The following is a 16,324-nucleotide window of genomic DNA, read 5'->3' on the forward strand; positions in this document are numbered from 1 at the left end:
GCTGGAGCTGCCCGTGTCGTTCTCGTTCACTAACCCCGAACCGGACCGTGACGACCGGTCGTTCTCGTTCACAGGCACGCAGCCGGACTGCGACGACGGCCGCTCGTTCTCGTTCACCGGCTCGGACCCGGCCGTCATCGACAGGCAGCTCCAGGCGATCACCGACATGGCCCACGAGATCCTCCGCCTCGTCGAGAACGTCCGCAGGCAGATCAACACCTGACCGTCTCCCCGCCCAGACGCGGAGGAACCCAGACCCAGCTCGGCCTCGCGCCCGCCCGGACCCTCCGGGCGGGGCGTCGCTGTTCCCTGCCCGCACCTCACCCATCTCTCGGGAGACCGACCACCCTGCGCCGATATTGCTACCGCTGCACCATCTGCCGTCACCAGCCCCGTCGTCCACGAAATCAAGGCCCCGGCCGCCGTGGGCGAGGCCCACCGGCAGACCCTCCACGGCGGGTCCCCGATGACGAAATGGCTGGCCAGATAGACCGCCTCGGCCGCTGGTACGCCGCCCCGCCCCCACCGGCCGCGCTCCACGCCCGCATCGCGGGCACGCTTAGCGGCCTGCACGACGTCAAGACCATGGGCCACTACTGGTGGGCCAGCGCTGGCGCCACTTACTCCTCGCCTTCAACGGCGCCGCCCTCACTGGCCTCGCATCCCTCGCCAAGTGGGGGTTTCTGCATCTGGTCGCTGTACAGCTGCCGCAGCATCACGGGCATGGGCGAGGTTGGCATGGGCGGTGAGTGTGGAGGGGTGCTCGCTGCCCTGCAGTCGCTCTCGGTCGGCTGCCACCTGCTCCAGCAGCTGGATCGCTTCGCTGGTGCGGCCCGCCTGCCAGTAGGTGGCGGCGAGGTTGCCGCGGGCGGTGAGCGTGTGGGGGTGCTCGCTGCCCAGTAGTCGCTCCGTGTCGGCTGCCAGTCGCTCCAGCAGCTGGATCGCTTCGCTGGTGCGGCCCGCCTGCCGGTAGGTGGAGGCGAGGTTGCCGCGGGCGGTGAGCGTGTGGGGGTGCTCGCTGCCCAGTAGTCGCTCCGTGTCGGCTGCCAGTCGCTCCAGCAGCTGGATCGCTTCGCTGGTGCGGCCCGCCTGCCGGTAGGAGGCGGCGAGGTTGCCACGGTCGGTGAGCGTGTGGGGGTGCTCGCTGCCCAGTAGTCGCTCCGTGTCGGCGGCCAGTCGCTCCAGCAGCTGGATCGCTTCGCTGGTGCGGCCCGCCTGCCGGTAGGTGGCGGCGAGGTTGGCATGGGCGGTGAGCGTGTGGGGGTGCTCGCTGCCCTGCAGTCGCTCTCGGTCGGCTGCCACCTGCTCCAGCAGCTGGATCGCTTCGCTGGTCCGGCCGGCCTGCTGGTAGGAGGCGGCGAGGTTGCCGCGGGCGGTGAGCGTGTGGGGGTGCTCGCTGCCCAGTAGTCGCTTCGTGTCGGCTGCCACCTGCTCCAGCAGCTGGATCGCTTCGCTGGTCCGGCCCGCCTGCTGGTAGGAGGAGGCGAGGTTGCCGCGGGCGGTGAGCGTGTCAGGGTGCTCACCGCCCCGTAGCCGTTCGCTTTCCAAAATCATGTGCTGCCAGTAGGCGGTGGCGGAGGCGGCCAGCCCGGCGTTGAGGAGGCTGTTGCCCGCGCGGTAAAGGACCGGATGCCTGTCCGGGTGCCAGAGGCAATCGTTGGAGTGACTGGAGAGCGCGCTGGTGTTGGCGCGCAGGACGGCGGCGTGCTCGGCGTGGTGCTGGTCGGGGTCGGGCCAGAGCTGGAGGAGGCCGTCGGCTACCGCCGCGGCAAGGGCCGGTATTTCGTCGGCAGCGATGGTTTCGCGGATGGCACGGGCGGTGAGGGCGTGGATGCTGACAGCGCGGGGTTCGGCCCGGGTGTCGCAGGTCAGCAATGCGTAGCGGTGCAGGAGCCGCAGGGCAGCGTGGGCCTGCTCGGCGGTAGCCGGTGCGTGTGATGCGGTGGCGTCGCCTTGTGAGACAGGGGTGTGGTGGATGGTGAGGCGGTCAAGGAGGGCGGGTGTGTTCCACAAGGCGTGGGGGTGGCCGGCGGGGTCGAGAAGAGCGGTCAGGCGCAGAGCTGTGGTGGCGAAGCCGGTGGTGTCGCTGGCTTGCACAGCGTCGAGGGAGAGCAGGAGGGCGGCTGTGACCTGCGTGGGCTGTTTCGGCTCGAGGTAGCCCTCCGTATCTGCGGCCGGCGGCATGACCTCATCCAGAAGGCGATGTCGGTCGTTGTACCGGGCGAGGTACTGGGTGGAGGTGAGTTCTTCGTTGATCATGTGGGCGGCGGCCATGCCGAGGCCGAGAGGGTGGTGTCCCAGGGCGTGGGTGAGCTGCGTGGTGTGGTCGTCGAGGAGGTGGCCCATGTTCTCGGCGCTGAGGCGTTGGTGCAGGTAGGTGCCGGATTCGGCGGGGGTGTAGACGTCGATGTCGATGCGAATACGGCCGTTGCCAGTGAGGCAGGCGTCCCTGCTGCGCGTGGTGGCCAGCACTCGGCCGCTGCCGGTTTGGCTGGCGGGCCACAGTGGCTGGATGCCGTAGGGGTCGGTGATGTCGTCCAGGACGACAAGCCATCGGCGGCTTGTATTGCGCAGCCAGTCCAGCAGCAAGCGGGCATCCGCTTCCAGATCTTCACCGCTGGCGCCGGGCAGTTTCAGGGTGCTGGCTGTCTGCGCGTAGAGGGTGGTCACCTGTTGCACCTCGGCGGCAGCTACCCATAAGACCAGGTCGGTGCGATTTTTGACGGCGTTAGTGGCGTAGGCGGCGGCGAGCTGGGTTTTTCCGACACCGCCCCCACCGGACAGTACGCGCGGCTGTTCCTGCGTCAGTACAACCGACCGGTTGTCCGACCATGCTGCGTCGATCTGGTCCCACAGAACGCTGCGGGGCTGGAACGCCGTCGCCAGTTGAGGGATCGGCACAGGCACCACCGGCTGTGTCACGGGGGCTTCGTTTCGCCCCGTGTCTGCCTGCGCAGCGGTGATCTCTTCCAGAGATACAGTCGTGCCAGGGTGATGACCGTGCCGAGTGACTAGGTCGGCGAAGCCGGGCAGGCTGAGCGCTTCGTGGACGGGTGCGGCCTGTAGACGGCGCCCGCCCATCGGCCGGTTGTCCTCAACTGCCACTCCGACCAGCCGGCCCCGGCAGAAGATCGCTGCCCCCGACGCGCCCGCCCACAGCCGCTCGCCGCCGTGTCCAAGGTCCGGCCACACCCGGCAGTCCAGAACCCAGTCGGACGACGACGTGGACACTACCGGCAGCTCGCCCCGCAGGTGCTCAACGTCCCCGCGGGCTGCTTCGTCGGCGAAGGCGGGGAAACCGGCTCCCTCGAACGGCAGCGGCACGATTCCTCCGGGCCGCCCCCACCGCACCGGATCACTCTCCACAGAAACAGGCTCTTCAAGCCATAACAGGGCCATGTCGAGGGCATCCTCGGCCGGCACGCCCTCCAGAGGGTCCGGCCAGCACACCTCGGCCCGCCTGTGCACAACCTTACCGAAACGGGGATGCCCCACCCGCGCCTGCACTTGCAGCGCCCACCGCTGGTCCGGCAGCACCACATGCAGGGCGGTCAGCACGAGCTGGGGCCCAATCAGATAGCCGGAACCGGAACCCCCCGGATGCCCGGTACGCACCCACACAAGGCGCCGTGCATCCATGTCACTGCTCCCACGGTCGCTTCGCCCCGGTTCCAGAACCTGACGTCTCATCCGGCGCTTCAGCACTCGTGGACTGCTCGGGGGCTTCGGCACCGGTGGACTTTGCGGCGGTGGCGCTGGCACCGTCCTCCGCGGAGGGCCGGCGGATCTTCGCACGACTACCGCCCAGGGCCTCGTCAAGAACCTGCAGGCTCAGCGTCAGCGTCTGACGATGCGTAGCCTCCAAAGTGCCACCCGTTTCCGCGCCGGCCTTGACCCCAGGAAGGCCGACCTCGACCTTCACTTTGCCGTCACCATCGCGGCGGAACTCCACATCCAGCGTCAGCTGTGCCTGCTCCACCTCGAACCGCAGTTGCTGGCCAGCCCCGTCGTCCTGCGCGGCGTACAACTCACGCCGCAGCTCCCGCAACGCTTCCGCCAACGTGACCTTCGCTTCCACCGCACCCCCATATACCGCGCCGAACTGACGCCCCCGGAAAACAATCAGCATGTCCCATACGCCATGCGCCCCGCAGCACTTCCGCAAGCTGCGCCGCTCCGCCGACTGCACCCTGCTCGCTCTTGTCTTCCTCGCCGCGGCTGCACTCGGCGCCCTGACATGACAGATGCCCCTGCCGCCCGGACGGGCGGCAGGGGCATCTGTGCTTTGGGTGGGCATGAGGAGGAGCGCCAGTCGCTATGGCGGGACGCGGCGACCTAGCTGTATTGACCCGCAGCGTTGTTGACGCGGCTGATGGGTGGGTGTCCGCCCAGTGCGGTGTGGCACCGGTGGTGGTTGTAGGTGTGCAGGAAGTCTGCCAGGGCCTGGTTGCGCTCGTCGTTCGTCTGGTAGGGCCGTAGGTAGGCCCACTCGTCGAGCAGGGTGCGGTTGAAGCGTTCGACCTTGCCGTTGGTCTGCGGTCGGTAGATGCGTGTGAGCTTGCCGGCCGCGCCGAGGTCGGTGAGTGCCTGCTGCCAGGCGAAGCTCTTGCGGTAGGGCCAGGCGTTGTCGGTCAGGACCCGCTCGATGCGGTCGATGCCCGCCGCGGCGAAGAAGGTCGCGGCTCGGCGCAGGAAGGCGGCGCAGGTGGCGGCCTTCTCGTCGGGGTGGATCTCGCTGTAGGCCAGGCGGCTGTGGTCGTCGACGGCGGAGTGGACGTAGTCGAAGCCCATGCGGCTGCGGGTGGCGCGGCCGGCTTGGCGGCCCAGGACTTTGTGGCCGCCGCCGTCGGGGATCCGGCCGAGTTTCTTGACGTCGACGTGGATCAGTTCGCCGGGCCGGGCGCGTTCGTAGCGGCGGATGGCCTGGCCGGTGGGCCGGTCCAGGAAGGCCAGCCGGTTCAGGGCGTGGCGGACCAGGATGCGGTGCACGGTGGAGGCGGGCAGGCCCAGGGCCGGGCCGATGAGGGCCGGCCCGAGCTTGCGGGCCTGGCGCAGTTGGCAGACGCGGGCTTCCACGGTTGCCGGGGTGCGGTGCGGCGTCGTGCGCGGCCTGCTGGAACGGTCGGCAAGACCCGCCTCGCCCTCGGTTCGCGAGCGGCGGATCCACTTGTGGGCCGTGGCGCGGGAGATGCCCATCTCGGCGGCCACATGAGCGACCGGGCGGCCCGAGCGGACACGCTCGGCCAGCAGCCGCCTGCCGTGAATGGTCAGCCGGGCATTACGGTGGGACACGAAGACCTCCGGGCGGTGTGTTCCTAGACAGCTCCACCACATCGGAGGTCTTCGCCATGATCAAGACCCCGGCTCTGTCAACAACGCTCGTGATCAATACACCTAGCGCCGAAGCCCGGTCGGCCCCCGGGCAAGCTCACCGCCCCCGCCACCATCGACCGCCGCCTGTCCGGCGTCATCGTCACCGCCCGCCGCAAGCTCGAACCGCAGCTGCAGGGGACATCGCCGAGGAAGCCCGCGCCCTGCTCAAGGCAAAGTCAAGGAGATGGAGAAGCCGGCGAGCGCCGCGGGCGCGGCCCGGCACCCGCGCTGGCGTTCGCACAGCTAGCTCGTGCAACACCGAGGCGAAGCCTGGCGGGTAGATGGCAGCGCTTCGAAGGCATAGAACACCCTCATTGCAGACCCCGTACCTACATCTCAGGGCTGTTCGGCCAGATCGCGTACCAGGGCGGCGAAGGCATCGGGCTGCTGGTCCCGCAGTGCGTTCAGCAGCATGCGAGTTGGCGAACGCCGTCGGCTCCATCTTCAGCCTCAGAAGCATGGCGATGTGCCCGGGCTCGTCATGCGGCAGCGGCCGACTCTGCGCACCGGCTGGTGAGCCAGAGGAGCCGTTGACTGAGGGCGCTGGCTCGTGTCGCCATCTGAAGCGGCCGCCTGGGTGCTGCTCTCGTCATCCTTGTTGTCCGCGGACAACAAACCTTGCTGCACGCCTCGAGGCGCACTGTCTGCTTCGGCCGGGCCCAGTCCCGCCTCGCTCTCTTCTGGGCTCGTCTGCGCCGGCAGCTTCGGCTTGTTGTCCGCGGACAACAAGGGCCGACGGTCCCGACTCGCTCGCAGCTTCGTGCTTGTTGTCCGCGGACACAAGCGTGTATGCCTTGTGGCCCGTCAGGAGCGCTCTGGGAGAATTCACTTCGAGTGCGAAAGGTTGTCGTCTGTCATTGCACACTTTCAAGATCACTAGTTACTAGTGGGCATGGACGACACGAACGTGCCTGCAGCAGACCGAGCGGGAGAGGGTACCGCGAGCGGTAGCTCGCGGTTGGCAGTCAAGATCGCGATCCTGCACGGGTCCGCTGCCGCTCTCGCCACGGTGTACACGACGACAAACTCCCTCGCCGTCACGATCCTGACCGCCGTGGTCGCGGTGGGGCTGGCCTGGATGCTCGACCGGCACCGGGGATAGGGGAGGATGCGTGATCGGATGCACTGCTCAGCCGAGCCCCCGGAGGAAGGCACCACGTCTTGCCCAGCGCCCATGAGGACAAGTTCGATGCGTTCTTCCGACGGGAAATCAGCCTGCTGGTCCGCCACTTGGTGGTGCAAGGTTTCGGACGTCAGGCCGCCAAGGAAGCAGCACAGGAGGCCATGATCGAGCTCCACGAGCAGTGGTCGAATGTCAGGAACCCCGCCGCGTGGGTCCGCATCGCCGCCCGTCGAAGGGCGTTACGTGGGAGGGAACAAGAGGTCCGGTGCGACGTCGTCAGCGTGATGGCCGCGGCCCTCTGCCCGGACATCGACTTGCGAACCCCGGAGGAAGAAGTCACACGAAAGCAGGAGTGGCAGGAGGTGCTCGGCTTGCTGGGCGCGCTGCCGCGAGTGCAACAGCAGATCATGGCGTGGACGTGGGACGGAGCCAAACCGGCAGAGATCGCAGTGCGCCTTGGAATACCGGCTGACACGGTGCGTTCCAATCTGAGACACGCACGGAATCGTTTGAAACAGCTGTGGGCCGAGTCCCGGGAGGAGGAGTCCAACGATGGATGAGTCCGACAACGAACTGGCCAGTTCCGCTGCTTTCAACTCGTGGCTGAACCGCGTGGGAGATGACCTCGCAGCCTCCCTGATCAGTGCAGAGGAAACCGAGGAAATGCTCCGCGCAGTCAAGCGCGCCAGTTCCGCCTCCGGCACGTCCTCTGCCTTCCACACGGCCGTGGCACGCACAGGAACCGACACCTACACCGCACTTCAGACCATGGTCACCTGGAGGAATCCGTCGGTCAGCACCGCGGCCGAGGAGGGAGACCTGTATGGCGCCCCGTTCATCAACACGCCTGCGGCCTCGCCCTCAGACACCGTGACGGATGACGCTGACCTGCGCCGGTCGACTGGCATTCGGTTGCGCGTGGTGGAGTCCAGCCCGGGGAAAGCGGAACCGGCTCCCATCGCCCCTGCCCATGAGCCAGCAAGGGGTAAGGAGCAAGAACCCCGGGAGCGTTACAGGCTGAATGATGAGAGCGTCCGCGAGCTACTCTTGGGCACGCATCTCTACCAGGACCGCGGAGTAGCGATCCGCGAGCTGTACCAGAACGCCTTGGATGCGCTCAGATACCGCACTGCCCGGTACGAGTACCTGCGCCGACGCACAGGATCAAGTGTGCCTTGGCAGGGCGGTATCGAGTTCGTTCAGGGCGTTGACGACCGCGGACGTGCTTTCCTGGACTGCGTCGACAACGGTATCGGCATGGGGGATGAGGAGCTCAGAACGTGCTTCTCCCGCGTCGGGGTGCGCTTCGCCAGCCAGCCTGAGTTCGTGCAGGAGACCTCTGAATGGGAGCGGTGTAATCCGCCTGTCCACATGTATCCCACCAGCCGGTTCGGCATCGGGGTGCTGAGCTATTTCATGCTGGCCGATGAGATAGAGGTGACCACGTGCCGCATGGACCAGCGAGGCGCCGCCGGTCCGGTGATGAAGCTGACGGTTCTCGGTTCTGGGCAGACTGCGCGAATCAGCCGGGTGCAAGCCCAGGGCCGTGCCCCTGGTACGCGTGTCCGACTGTTCATCAGGGACGAACAGAACACTCCCTCCTGTGTCGACGTGTTGGAGCAGCTCCTGTGCATCGCCGACTACACAACCACGGCTCGTCACGGCACTCAATCGGCAGTTTGGGAACCACACGAGTGGGCCAGGCAGATGGCACCCCATCACGCACACGCCCTCAACGTGCGGGGAAGGCTGATCCGCACGCTGAAGGGACAAGTGACCTGGTGTGAATCAGGAGGAGCGCTGTTGGTCGATGGCCTGCTCGTACAGCCGTCTGTCCGCCACGGGCTACTGGCAGACTCCCACGGGCCGAACGGTTTTCACGGGGCGGTGATCAACCTGTCAGGTCCATCCGCGCCGGCGTTGTCCGTGGACCGCAAGCACATCCAGGACGATGTCTCCCCCAAGGTCGAGCTCCTCGTAGCCTCGGCTGCCAGAGAACTCGTATCGACCAGGCGTGATTTCGTGACAGATGCTTGGCTGGACTCCTTGAATGGACACAGTCCCAGGCTCGCTGCCATCGTCAAGCAAGCTGCATCCGAGGCGTGACCGGGGTCTGAGCAGCCTTTGGTGAAGGCGCAGAGCCGGGTCACTGCCTGACTAGGTTCTGTCTCTTCGGTCAGCGTCTGAGACCAGATGAGGATGCCCGCGAGGCAGAGTGCGGCCTGGTATGCGATCGCCGCGCGGATGACCGGCACCGCAGGTGGCCGCGGATGGCACGTGAGGAGTGCGCGCGGTCGGCCGCCTTCTGGGCTCGTCTGCGTCGACACCTTCGGCTTGCTGTACGCGGGCAGCAAGGGAGCCGGCGGTTTTGGCTCGCTTGCTGCTTCGCGCTTGTTGTCCGCGGACAACAAGCGCGGCCTGATAGCAGCGCTCTGAAGGTCCGTAGACGATGAAATGGCTGGTTGCCTTGCGACGTTCGCAAGGCAACCAGCCACCTCAATTTGCGGTCCGCGACTAGATCTCAGGTCGGCTGCTCAGCCAGTTCGCGCACCAACGCGGCGAATGCGTCGGGCTGCTGGTCCCGTAGCGCGTTCAGCATCATGCGAGTGCACTTGGCGAACGCGGGCGGCTCCATCTTCACCTTGAGAAGCATGGCGATGTGGCCGGGGTCGTCGTAGGGCAGCGGTCGGCTCTGCGCGCTTGCTTGTGAGGAGGAGGCGTCAGTACGGGACTCGTCGGCGTCGGAAACCACCATTGACTGCGTGCGCTGGCCGGTGTCGCCACCTGGAGCAGTCACAAGGGTGCTGCTCTTTCCGGGCTTGCTGTCCGCGGACAACAAGCCCTGGTGTCCCTCTCCAGGCGCACTGGCCGCTTCAGCCGGAGCCATTGCCGCCGCACTCTCTTCCGGGCTCGCCTGTGACGGCACCTTCGGCTTGTTGTCCGCGGACAACAAACCTTCGCGAGCTGCTGCCACAGCCTCCTTCTCCAGGGCCTTGACCTGAGCTGCGGCGTCCTTCGTCTCCTGGAGGTACTGCAACAGGTCAGCGGCATCGAGCCTGGGGTTGTCCTTCAAATGGCGAGCGGCAGCCCGGCCATCACGTTCCGACACCGTGCCGGCGCTGAGCATCGCCTGAATCTCAACCGGCAACGTGAGCAGGACCAGCTGGTTGGTCACCCACGACCGGTCCCTACCCAGCTGTTCAGCCGCGCGGGAGCGAGCACCCCGCCCGGCCCCCTCCGCGCAGACACTCACCAACTGCTCCACGCCGCGGGCCCGCTCGATGACGTCGAAGTCTTCGCGGCTGAGGTTCTCCTCGAGCAGATGCTTTATGAACTGCTCGCGCGAAGAAGCCAGGTCATTCCGGATCACGAAGTCGAGGGCGTCGAGCCCGACGTGCACAGCACTACGGAAGCGGCGCTCACCGTTGACCAGGACGTGCAGGGCCGAGCCGATGCGCTGCTCGTGATCGGGCCACAGCGCCAGGTACGCGTCGCGGGTGACCGCGACGCAGGCAGCAAGCTGGGCCTGGCGCAGCTCCTCTCCGAAACGCGTCATTTCGTCGTCGGTACCAAAGTTGCGCCGCGGGTTCAGCGGCGTGGACGACACCTGGTCAAGGCGCAGGCGGACGAGTTCGTACGAGGGGATCTCTCCCTCGGTGATGGCCTTGGCTCTCCCCCGGGCGCTGCGTTCTCGACGTGCCTGGCCGAACGACGATCCGGTTCCGAGCTTGTCTGCGATGCTGCTCACGCGCTGATCCTCCTAGCCACCGTGCGCATGACCTCCGCCTGCTCGCCGTACGGGGCGTGTACGAGTAGCGGCTGCTTCACCCGGACGGCTTCCCTCTGGTCCTTCAGCTCTGGAACGACGGCGACGACGGGGGGATCGCCGATCTTGCGCCACTCTTCGAGTGAGGAGGTGGCCACGTATCCCTTGCGAGCGTCGTACAGGTTCACCACGAAGCCGAGCATGGAGATGTCGACCTCCAGGTCGCCTGTGAGGTCCTGGATCTGGTCGTCGAGCATGTCGAAGGCATCTGCGGAGGAGTCTTCGGCCTGGACCACGACCACGATGCCCGAGGTCTTGTCCTCTTCGCCTTCACGGGTGCGGCAGTAGTACAGCGCGGTGTCCATCGAGTAGCCCAGGCTCGGGGGACAGTCGACGACGATGAAGTCGAATTGCTTCTCCAACTGCTCGAGAGCCTTCTCGAGCGCGGTCTCCTTGACCCGGACGAAGCGGCTGGTCGCCAGCTTGGCGTCGAGTAGAAAGGCGTCCTTGCAGGACGGCAGCAGCCAGAGATGGTCTTCGAAGTCGCCACCCCTTATCGGGACGAGCAGATCGCGCAGTTCCCCCTTGGCCTCACCGAGCATGTGCTTGGCCAAGCTCGGGCTGTCGATGTCCAGCATCTTGTGTCCGAGCTGCACGGTCAGGTGACCCTGCGGGTCGAAGTCGATGAGCAGAGTGCGATGTCCGGACTCGGCCAGGGCCTGAGCGGTGCCGGCAGCAACCGACGTCTTGCCCACGCCGCCCTTCTGGTTGCCGAAGATGACCCGGCGAGCCCCCGTCACCCGAGCCGGCTTCGGCCTGGGGGAGGGATTGCTGTCCAGCCACAGGCGGATCGCCTGGGCTACACCCTGGTTGTAGGAGATGCCTCGCTTCTTGCTGACTTCCTTGAGACGGCCGTAGAGCCCGGCCGGGAGATAGGTCGAGAAGGAAGAACCACCGCTGGTGTCAACTTCCGGGCGTGGCCTCGCCTTTCGCCAAGCTTCCACCCCCTCCGTGACGGCGTCCTGGATGTCTCTGTCCAGCTCCGCTGCCCGAACCTTTAGCTCCTTGCGCAGGTCGGCAGGCAGCTTCGCTACTACCTTTTCCCGATCAGTCGGGTCGTATGGCGCGGTCATGGCGCTACCTTACTCGCCTCGCCGTGCTCGGAAACAGCGCAAGGCACGTGTTCCCCAGTCATGTTGTCCGCGGACAACAAGCGGATGTCCGTGAAGCGGACTTGGTGCACGCTCGGCACGCACTGCAACCACGCGGCCTGCACCGGGCCCCGGCGGTCCCCTTGAGGGGGAACCCGGGCTCACGTCGTCCCCGCCGCTGTGGTGCACCAGGTACACCACATACGGGTGCCAGGCCGGTGGCGGCCCGCGCGAGCTCAGCGGAGGGCGATCGGGACGATGATCGCGGCCATGGCGGCCACGGCGGCGATACCGATGCCCATCGGCCCGCGTGCACTCGGATGCCGGTACGCCAGATACGCGACTGCGGCGGGGACGACGACGAAGGCCAGGCCGACGAGAACGGTAACGAGCAAGGCAAGCGTGGACATAGTGGGTTCTCCCGTGGATCAGGGCATGCGCGTCTCGCATGCGGGTGCAACGTTGAGGTGCTTCACCCCTTGCGTCGCGAGGCGAGGGGCGGACAGCGCGGGGAGTATGCGGGGGTGGCGAGTAAGCCGCGCAAGTCTGTGCACCCCTATGAATGGCGAGGGACGTCGCCACTCGTCACGACGAGCCCTGAGCTGCACGTGCTATGGGAATGAGCAACGAGGCCCGGGCGCCTCGGCTCATGGTGGGCTAGCCGCGCAACCCGCAAGCAGATAACGAGGTTCACAGGCAAGGGCCTACACAACTCGACTCCCGCGAGGCGGGCGTGAGCTTGCGTCAAGTCGCCGGAGAGCGAGGGCAGCGCTGCGCGGCACGGCGGCGCTGTTCGCCGACAAGCCGGTGGACCTTACGGCGGACCCTCTCGCCGAACGCCTCCGGCTCGGCGACGCCGACCGAGGCCGCAGCCTCGGCCCAGCTGGTGCCCAAGCCCTCGGCATACGCGAAGACGACCTGCCGCTCGGCCTGATCCAAGCCGCGCAGCACGCGGTTGAGGCGCTCGTCCTCGAACACCCCGCCCGCGGTGTGCGCCAGGTAGTCGACTTCCACGGAGACCAGCTCGTACAACGACAGACCACCGAGGTCCGCATCCAGAGACAGCACCCGGCCGTGCCGGGTGCGCCTCCGCCACACCGGCATCAGCTGCCGGTGCACGGCGCGCGCCTCCGCCTTGAGCGCACCGAGTGCAGTGTCGGGGAGGCGCCCGGTGCGCAGCAGTGGCTCGCACCAGTCACCCAGTAAGGCCGTCGACAAAGCTTCCCGCCAACGCTCATTGCGTGGCAGCACCAGCACCTCGGCGGCGAAGCGGTCCATGAGCTTGCGGGTCTCAACGCGGGGCGGGGGAAAGAGATAGATTTTCTGGGGCAAGCCGCTCTCCCGGCCGCGGAGGCGCAGCGCCTGCACCAGGCTTGGTACGCCTTGCCATGTGTCCGATGCCGACGGTCCCCAGTAGTAATCCTTACGACGGAGGCGCCGGGCCTCGTCCATACGCAGGCCGTCCGCAGTGGCTGTGACAAAGAGGATCCGGCCGTCGGTGGTCGCCTGCAGGGGGGCCCGCACAGCGGATCCGGTATCTGGTACTGGGCGACGGAGGATGGCGATTGGCACGGCGCGTTGCTCCTTACGTAAGCAGGGTGTTCACCTCTCGGTCCCGAGCAGCCCTGCGTCCGGCAAAGAATCTTGGTCAGGCGCAAGTGATGTGAGTCACACATGCGCGGCGTCCTGGTCAAGCGGTCCGGAGGTGGCTGGCCTGGATGACGGGCCGGACAGGGGCAGGGCCAGCGCGTCGGCGACGTTGGCGGCCAGGTGCACCCCCCCCGCGAGGTGGGCGGCGGAGTCCTCCGGGCCCAACACTGCCTTGTCAGCTGCGCCGTGGGCCCAGATACCGAGGTGGGGGCCCATGCACAGTCTCCTGCTTCACCGCTCAGAAGATGTGCGGCTGCTGAGTGCCGCATCGTGCCGCGAGACGGCGGCGCTGCTCGGCAGCGAGGCGCTGCACCTTGCGGCGCACCCGCTAGCCGTACGCCGCCGGGTCGGTGGCGCCGGCATGCGCGGCGGCTTCCGCCCAGGTGGTCCCCTCTCTCCGCATACGCGAAGACGGCTTGGCGCTCGGTCGCGTCCAGGCCGCGCAGGACACGGTTGAGCCGCTCGTCCTCGAACCACGCCCGTCCTGTGCGCGAGCAGGTCTACCTCGGCGGCGACTAGCTCGTAGAGCGATAGCCCACCGAGGCCAGCGTCCAGGGAGAGCACCCGCCCGTGCCGGGTCCGGGCCGCTATACCGGCACCCGGCCGGTGCCGTGGGAGCGGGGTTCGGGGGCCGGCGAAGGCCCAGCGGCTACCGCGGGGCGGGTTGCCACGGGTCACCCTCGCCACGGTGCGTAGCACGAGACACTCACTGTCACCTGCGTATACACGCGCTGCCGCCTGGTTGCCCGTCGGCGTGATCGGCGCTTAGCCGTGGGGGCGGCGACGGGCGGATCGCACACTTCGGCACCAAAACGGAGGTCTGCCCCGCAGGTCCGCATCACGACAGCCGGAAGCCCCCACCGCGGAGTGACGGGGCTTCCGGCGCACGCTCAGCCCGCCGCCCCGGGCTCGACGACCGGGACGTCGGCGGGCGACAGGTCCGGGCGTGCCCGGTGCCAGCTCGCCGCGTGCCGCCACCGGCCTGCACCGTCGCGTGCGACGTCGACGCTGACCTCCACCACCAACTCCGGCTCCACGAGGGCGACGTGCAGGCTTTCACGTGAGCCCCATCCGGCGCTGAATGTCCAGCCCCTCCAGGGGTGGTCGTCGCCGGCCGGGGTGAGGAGCCCGGCGACCGCCCGGCCTGCGGTCTGCGGGAGCGTGGTGCTGCGTCCGACGTAGTGCAGGCGTCCGTCGGTGTTGTACCGGCCCAGCAACAGCGTGCGGGGCGCCGCCGGGGAGCCGGTGAACGCGCCGACGATGGCGTCCTCGGTCTCCCTGGCCTTGTACTTTCTCCAGCCTCGGACGGACGGCTCGTACTTTCCCTCCAGCCTCTTGTAGACGACGCCTTCGAGCCCGACCGCCGTCCAGTTGGTCAGCCACTCGCGCACGGTCGCAGGATCGGTGGTCGACGGGCACAGCACCCAGGGTGCGGTGAGCCGGTGGTCGGTGAAGAGGTTCTCCAGGGCGGCCCTGCGGCGGCTGTAGCTCCACCTGGTCGTGTCGCTGCCGGAGAGCCGGAGCAGGTCGAAGGCCACGAAGTGAGCCGGCCACTGCTCGGCGAGGCGGAGCGCGTCCGCGCCGCGGCGCTGAAGACGGCCCTGCAGCCGCTCGAACGCCAGGCGGCCCGCGGCGTCCCAGACGACCAGCTCTCCGTCCAAGGCCGTCGCGTCGGGGAGTTGTGCGGCGCTGGCGCGCAGTTCGGGGAAGCAGGGTTCGAGGTTGGTGCCCCTGCGGGAACGCAGGATCAAACGGTGAGCGTCCCTCGACAGGAGTGCTCTCCAGCCGTCCCATTTCGGCTCCGCCGCGTGCCCGGGGGGCAGGGCGGGATCGGAGACGGAGGTGGCGAGCATGGGCTCCGGCAGCGTCCAGGTCATGGGCGATGCCTTCCTCGAGTTGCTGTTGGCTCTTTACCTGATTGGTTGGCGGGCCTGCTCCGGGAGGCGCCGCACGTGCCGCTTAGGGTTCGTGCCTGTGCCAGAAGTCCCCGATGGCTTGATCATGTCGGAGCGATTCGTCGAGCAGGAACGCGCGAAGCTCGCGGGCCTTACCGGGATGGAGTACGGCACCCAGTGGCGCCGCTGACGCGAGGCGATCGACACCGCTCAGACGGCCATCACCGCGCACGCTGCGGCGACGGATGCAACCGGTACGAGCCGGAGCACGCCGGGTAGAAGGCGGCCCGGCTCACGGACGAGGACCCAGTTGAGAGTGATCCCAGCAGGCCCGTGATCAGCGCATTCACGCCGCGCCTGGAGGGCTACCCCCACGCCTGCCGGCATAGGCTCACGATGTCGGACGCCGCCACCCTCTCGGCGCTGCGACACAGCTGGCGCATCCGCGGGGAATAGGTCCGCGTCCGGGGCACCGGCCGACCTCGGGGCACCCGTACGACTGGATGCCTTGCCCTAGGACGCGGATGAGGGACTGGCCGGAGGCGCGGCGCGCCATGAGACCGGGGAGCAGCTTTGTGCGCCCGCTGCGAGGGAGTCGCTGGTGGTTGGCTCCGGCGGCGGCGCAGATCCCGTGCCTTAGTCGTGTGCCGCGTATGAGTGCGCCCGGTGCGCACCAGTGCGGAGCGTGCCGGGGGCAACGACCCCATCGGCACCGTGGACATCGGCCCGTCCGGTACGGGGGGAGCTTGTAGGCCCAGGGGGCGGCTGTCGTCCGGCGGGAGGTGGGGCGTCACTGTGGTGCAGCCCGTGACGGCCAGCAGCACCAGGAGGAGAAGGGCCAACGATGACCGGCGAGGGAGCACCGGATCACTGTGCTGCACCAGGGGCATCGGCTGGCACCACGCGGCTGGTCACCGCAAGGAGGGATGCCTGGGTCGGCGGCTGACGCCGCAGGGAAGCCGCTGGCGGTCAGTAGAGCACGCCTACTTCCGTGTCCGGCCGACAGCGCGTGCACGGAGGGATGTTCTGCCCCTGGGCGTCCGCGGTTTGGCCCCGGGTGGCGTCCCAGGCCTGCATCAGCGGCCGCGCGCCGTACCGGCCCCGGGGGCAGCCGGCCACCCACAAGCTGCCCGCGCGCTTCAGCACCACAGCGCCGTGCCGCCTCCCGCAGGGCCTGGGCGGGACCGTTCCGGGAGGCACCGGCTTGTCGCCTGACGGCGCAACTCGGCGACTAAACAGAGAGGTTCGAAAAGGCTTTATCCGGCAGAGGCAAAGGTTGGGCAGGTCGCTTCTTGTTCACTCCGCAGGATCTACTCGCATAGAGCGAGTGGTGGTGTCATGCCGTCAGCCGCCCGGCACCCCACCC

General features: G+C 67.9%; 13 protein-coding genes. 5 read left to right on the plus strand and 8 right to left on the minus strand.

Annotated features, from left to right (window positions below; genetic code table 11):
* Positions 1-13 precede the first annotated feature (13 nt).
* Positions 14-223 (plus strand): hypothetical protein, encoded by a 210-nt coding sequence (locus B446_RS35545; RefSeq protein ID WP_020945065.1) that lies wholly within the window; start codon positions 14-16, stop codon positions 221-223.
* Between the two features lie 425 nt (positions 224-648).
* Here B446_RS35545 and fxsT read toward each other — a convergent pair whose 3' ends face one another.
* The 3 genes from fxsT to B446_RS35560 form a co-directional block, all read right to left on the minus strand.
* Positions 649-3,639 carry an FxSxx-COOH system tetratricopeptide repeat protein gene (gene fxsT / locus B446_RS35550; RefSeq protein ID WP_052352411.1) on the minus strand — a complete coding sequence of 997 codons (2,991 nt, stop codon included), beginning with the start codon at positions 3,637-3,639 and terminating at the stop codon, positions 649-651.
* Position 3,640: 1 nt separating this feature from the next.
* Positions 3,641-4,129 carry a trypco2 family protein gene (locus B446_RS35555; RefSeq protein WP_237751148.1) on the minus strand — a complete coding sequence of 163 codons (489 nt, stop codon included), beginning with the start codon at positions 4,127-4,129 and terminating at the stop codon, positions 3,641-3,643.
* Between the two features lie 206 nt (positions 4,130-4,335).
* The gene (locus B446_RS35560; RefSeq protein ID WP_020945068.1) at positions 4,336-5,292 is read right to left on the minus strand and encodes an IS481 family transposase; all 957 of its coding nucleotides are present in this window, start codon (positions 5,290-5,292) and stop codon (positions 4,336-4,338) included.
* 1,039 nt (positions 5,293-6,331) lie between these two features.
* Here B446_RS35560 and B446_RS39420 point away from each other — a divergent pair.
* From B446_RS39420 to B446_RS35570, 3 genes are read left to right on the plus strand one after another with little or no spacing between them, the layout of a single operon-like run.
* Entirely contained in the window at positions 6,332-6,475 is a 144-nt protein-coding gene (locus B446_RS39420; RefSeq protein WP_158506801.1) for a hypothetical protein, read from the plus strand.
* A gap of 59 nt (positions 6,476-6,534) precedes the next feature.
* Positions 6,535-7,056: an RNA polymerase sigma factor gene (locus tag B446_RS35565; protein ID WP_020945070.1), complete on the plus strand. Its 522-nt coding sequence runs from the start codon at positions 6,535-6,537 to the stop codon at positions 7,054-7,056.
* Entirely contained in the window at positions 7,049-8,602 is a 1,554-nt protein-coding gene (locus B446_RS35570; RefSeq protein ID WP_020945071.1) for a hypothetical protein, read from the plus strand. Before B446_RS35565 ends, B446_RS35570 begins: the two co-directional genes overlap by 8 nt.
* Positions 8,603-9,017: 415 nt before the next feature.
* On the opposite strand, the gene B446_RS35575 is transcribed toward B446_RS35570, so the two are convergent.
* The 5 genes from B446_RS35575 to B446_RS35595 all read right to left on the minus strand — a co-directional run bounded on the left by B446_RS35575 (position 9,018) and on the right by B446_RS35595 (position 14,940).
* Positions 9,018-10,244, minus strand: coding sequence for a ParB/RepB/Spo0J family partition protein (locus B446_RS35575; protein WP_020945072.1), 1,227 nt, complete (start codon positions 10,242-10,244; stop codon positions 9,018-9,020).
* On the minus strand, positions 10,241-11,395 hold the full coding sequence (locus B446_RS35580) for a ParA family protein (RefSeq protein ID WP_020945073.1): 1,155 nt from the start codon (positions 11,393-11,395) through the stop codon (positions 10,241-10,243). The genes B446_RS35575 and B446_RS35580 overlap by 4 nt, the downstream gene beginning before the upstream one ends.
* 254 nt (positions 11,396-11,649) lie before the next feature.
* Positions 11,650-11,823 carry a hypothetical protein gene (locus tag B446_RS39425; protein ID WP_158506802.1) on the minus strand — a complete coding sequence of 58 codons (174 nt, stop codon included), beginning with the start codon at positions 11,821-11,823 and terminating at the stop codon, positions 11,650-11,652.
* A gap of 334 nt (positions 11,824-12,157) precedes the next feature.
* Positions 12,158-12,985, minus strand: coding sequence for a hypothetical protein (locus tag B446_RS36380; protein ID WP_420010353.1), 828 nt, complete (start codon positions 12,983-12,985; stop codon positions 12,158-12,160).
* A gap of 968 nt (positions 12,986-13,953) precedes the next feature.
* The gene (locus B446_RS35595) at positions 13,954-14,940 is read right to left on the minus strand and encodes an ATP-dependent DNA ligase (RefSeq protein ID WP_043479842.1); all 987 of its coding nucleotides are present in this window, start codon (positions 14,938-14,940) and stop codon (positions 13,954-13,956) included.
* Between B446_RS35595 and B446_RS39530 the strand changes: the two genes are divergently transcribed.
* Positions 14,939-15,148: a hypothetical protein gene (locus B446_RS39530; RefSeq protein WP_043479844.1), complete on the plus strand. Its 210-nt coding sequence runs from the start codon at positions 14,939-14,941 to the stop codon at positions 15,146-15,148. The two genes, B446_RS35595 and B446_RS39530, sit on opposite strands and share 2 nt — an antisense overlap.
* Positions 15,149-16,324 lie beyond the last annotated feature (1,176 nt).

Origin of the sequence: Streptomyces collinus Tu 365, assembly GCF_000444875.1 — a bacterium.
GTDB classification, from domain to species: Bacteria; Actinomycetota; Actinomycetes; order Streptomycetales; family Streptomycetaceae; genus Streptomyces; species Streptomyces collinus_A.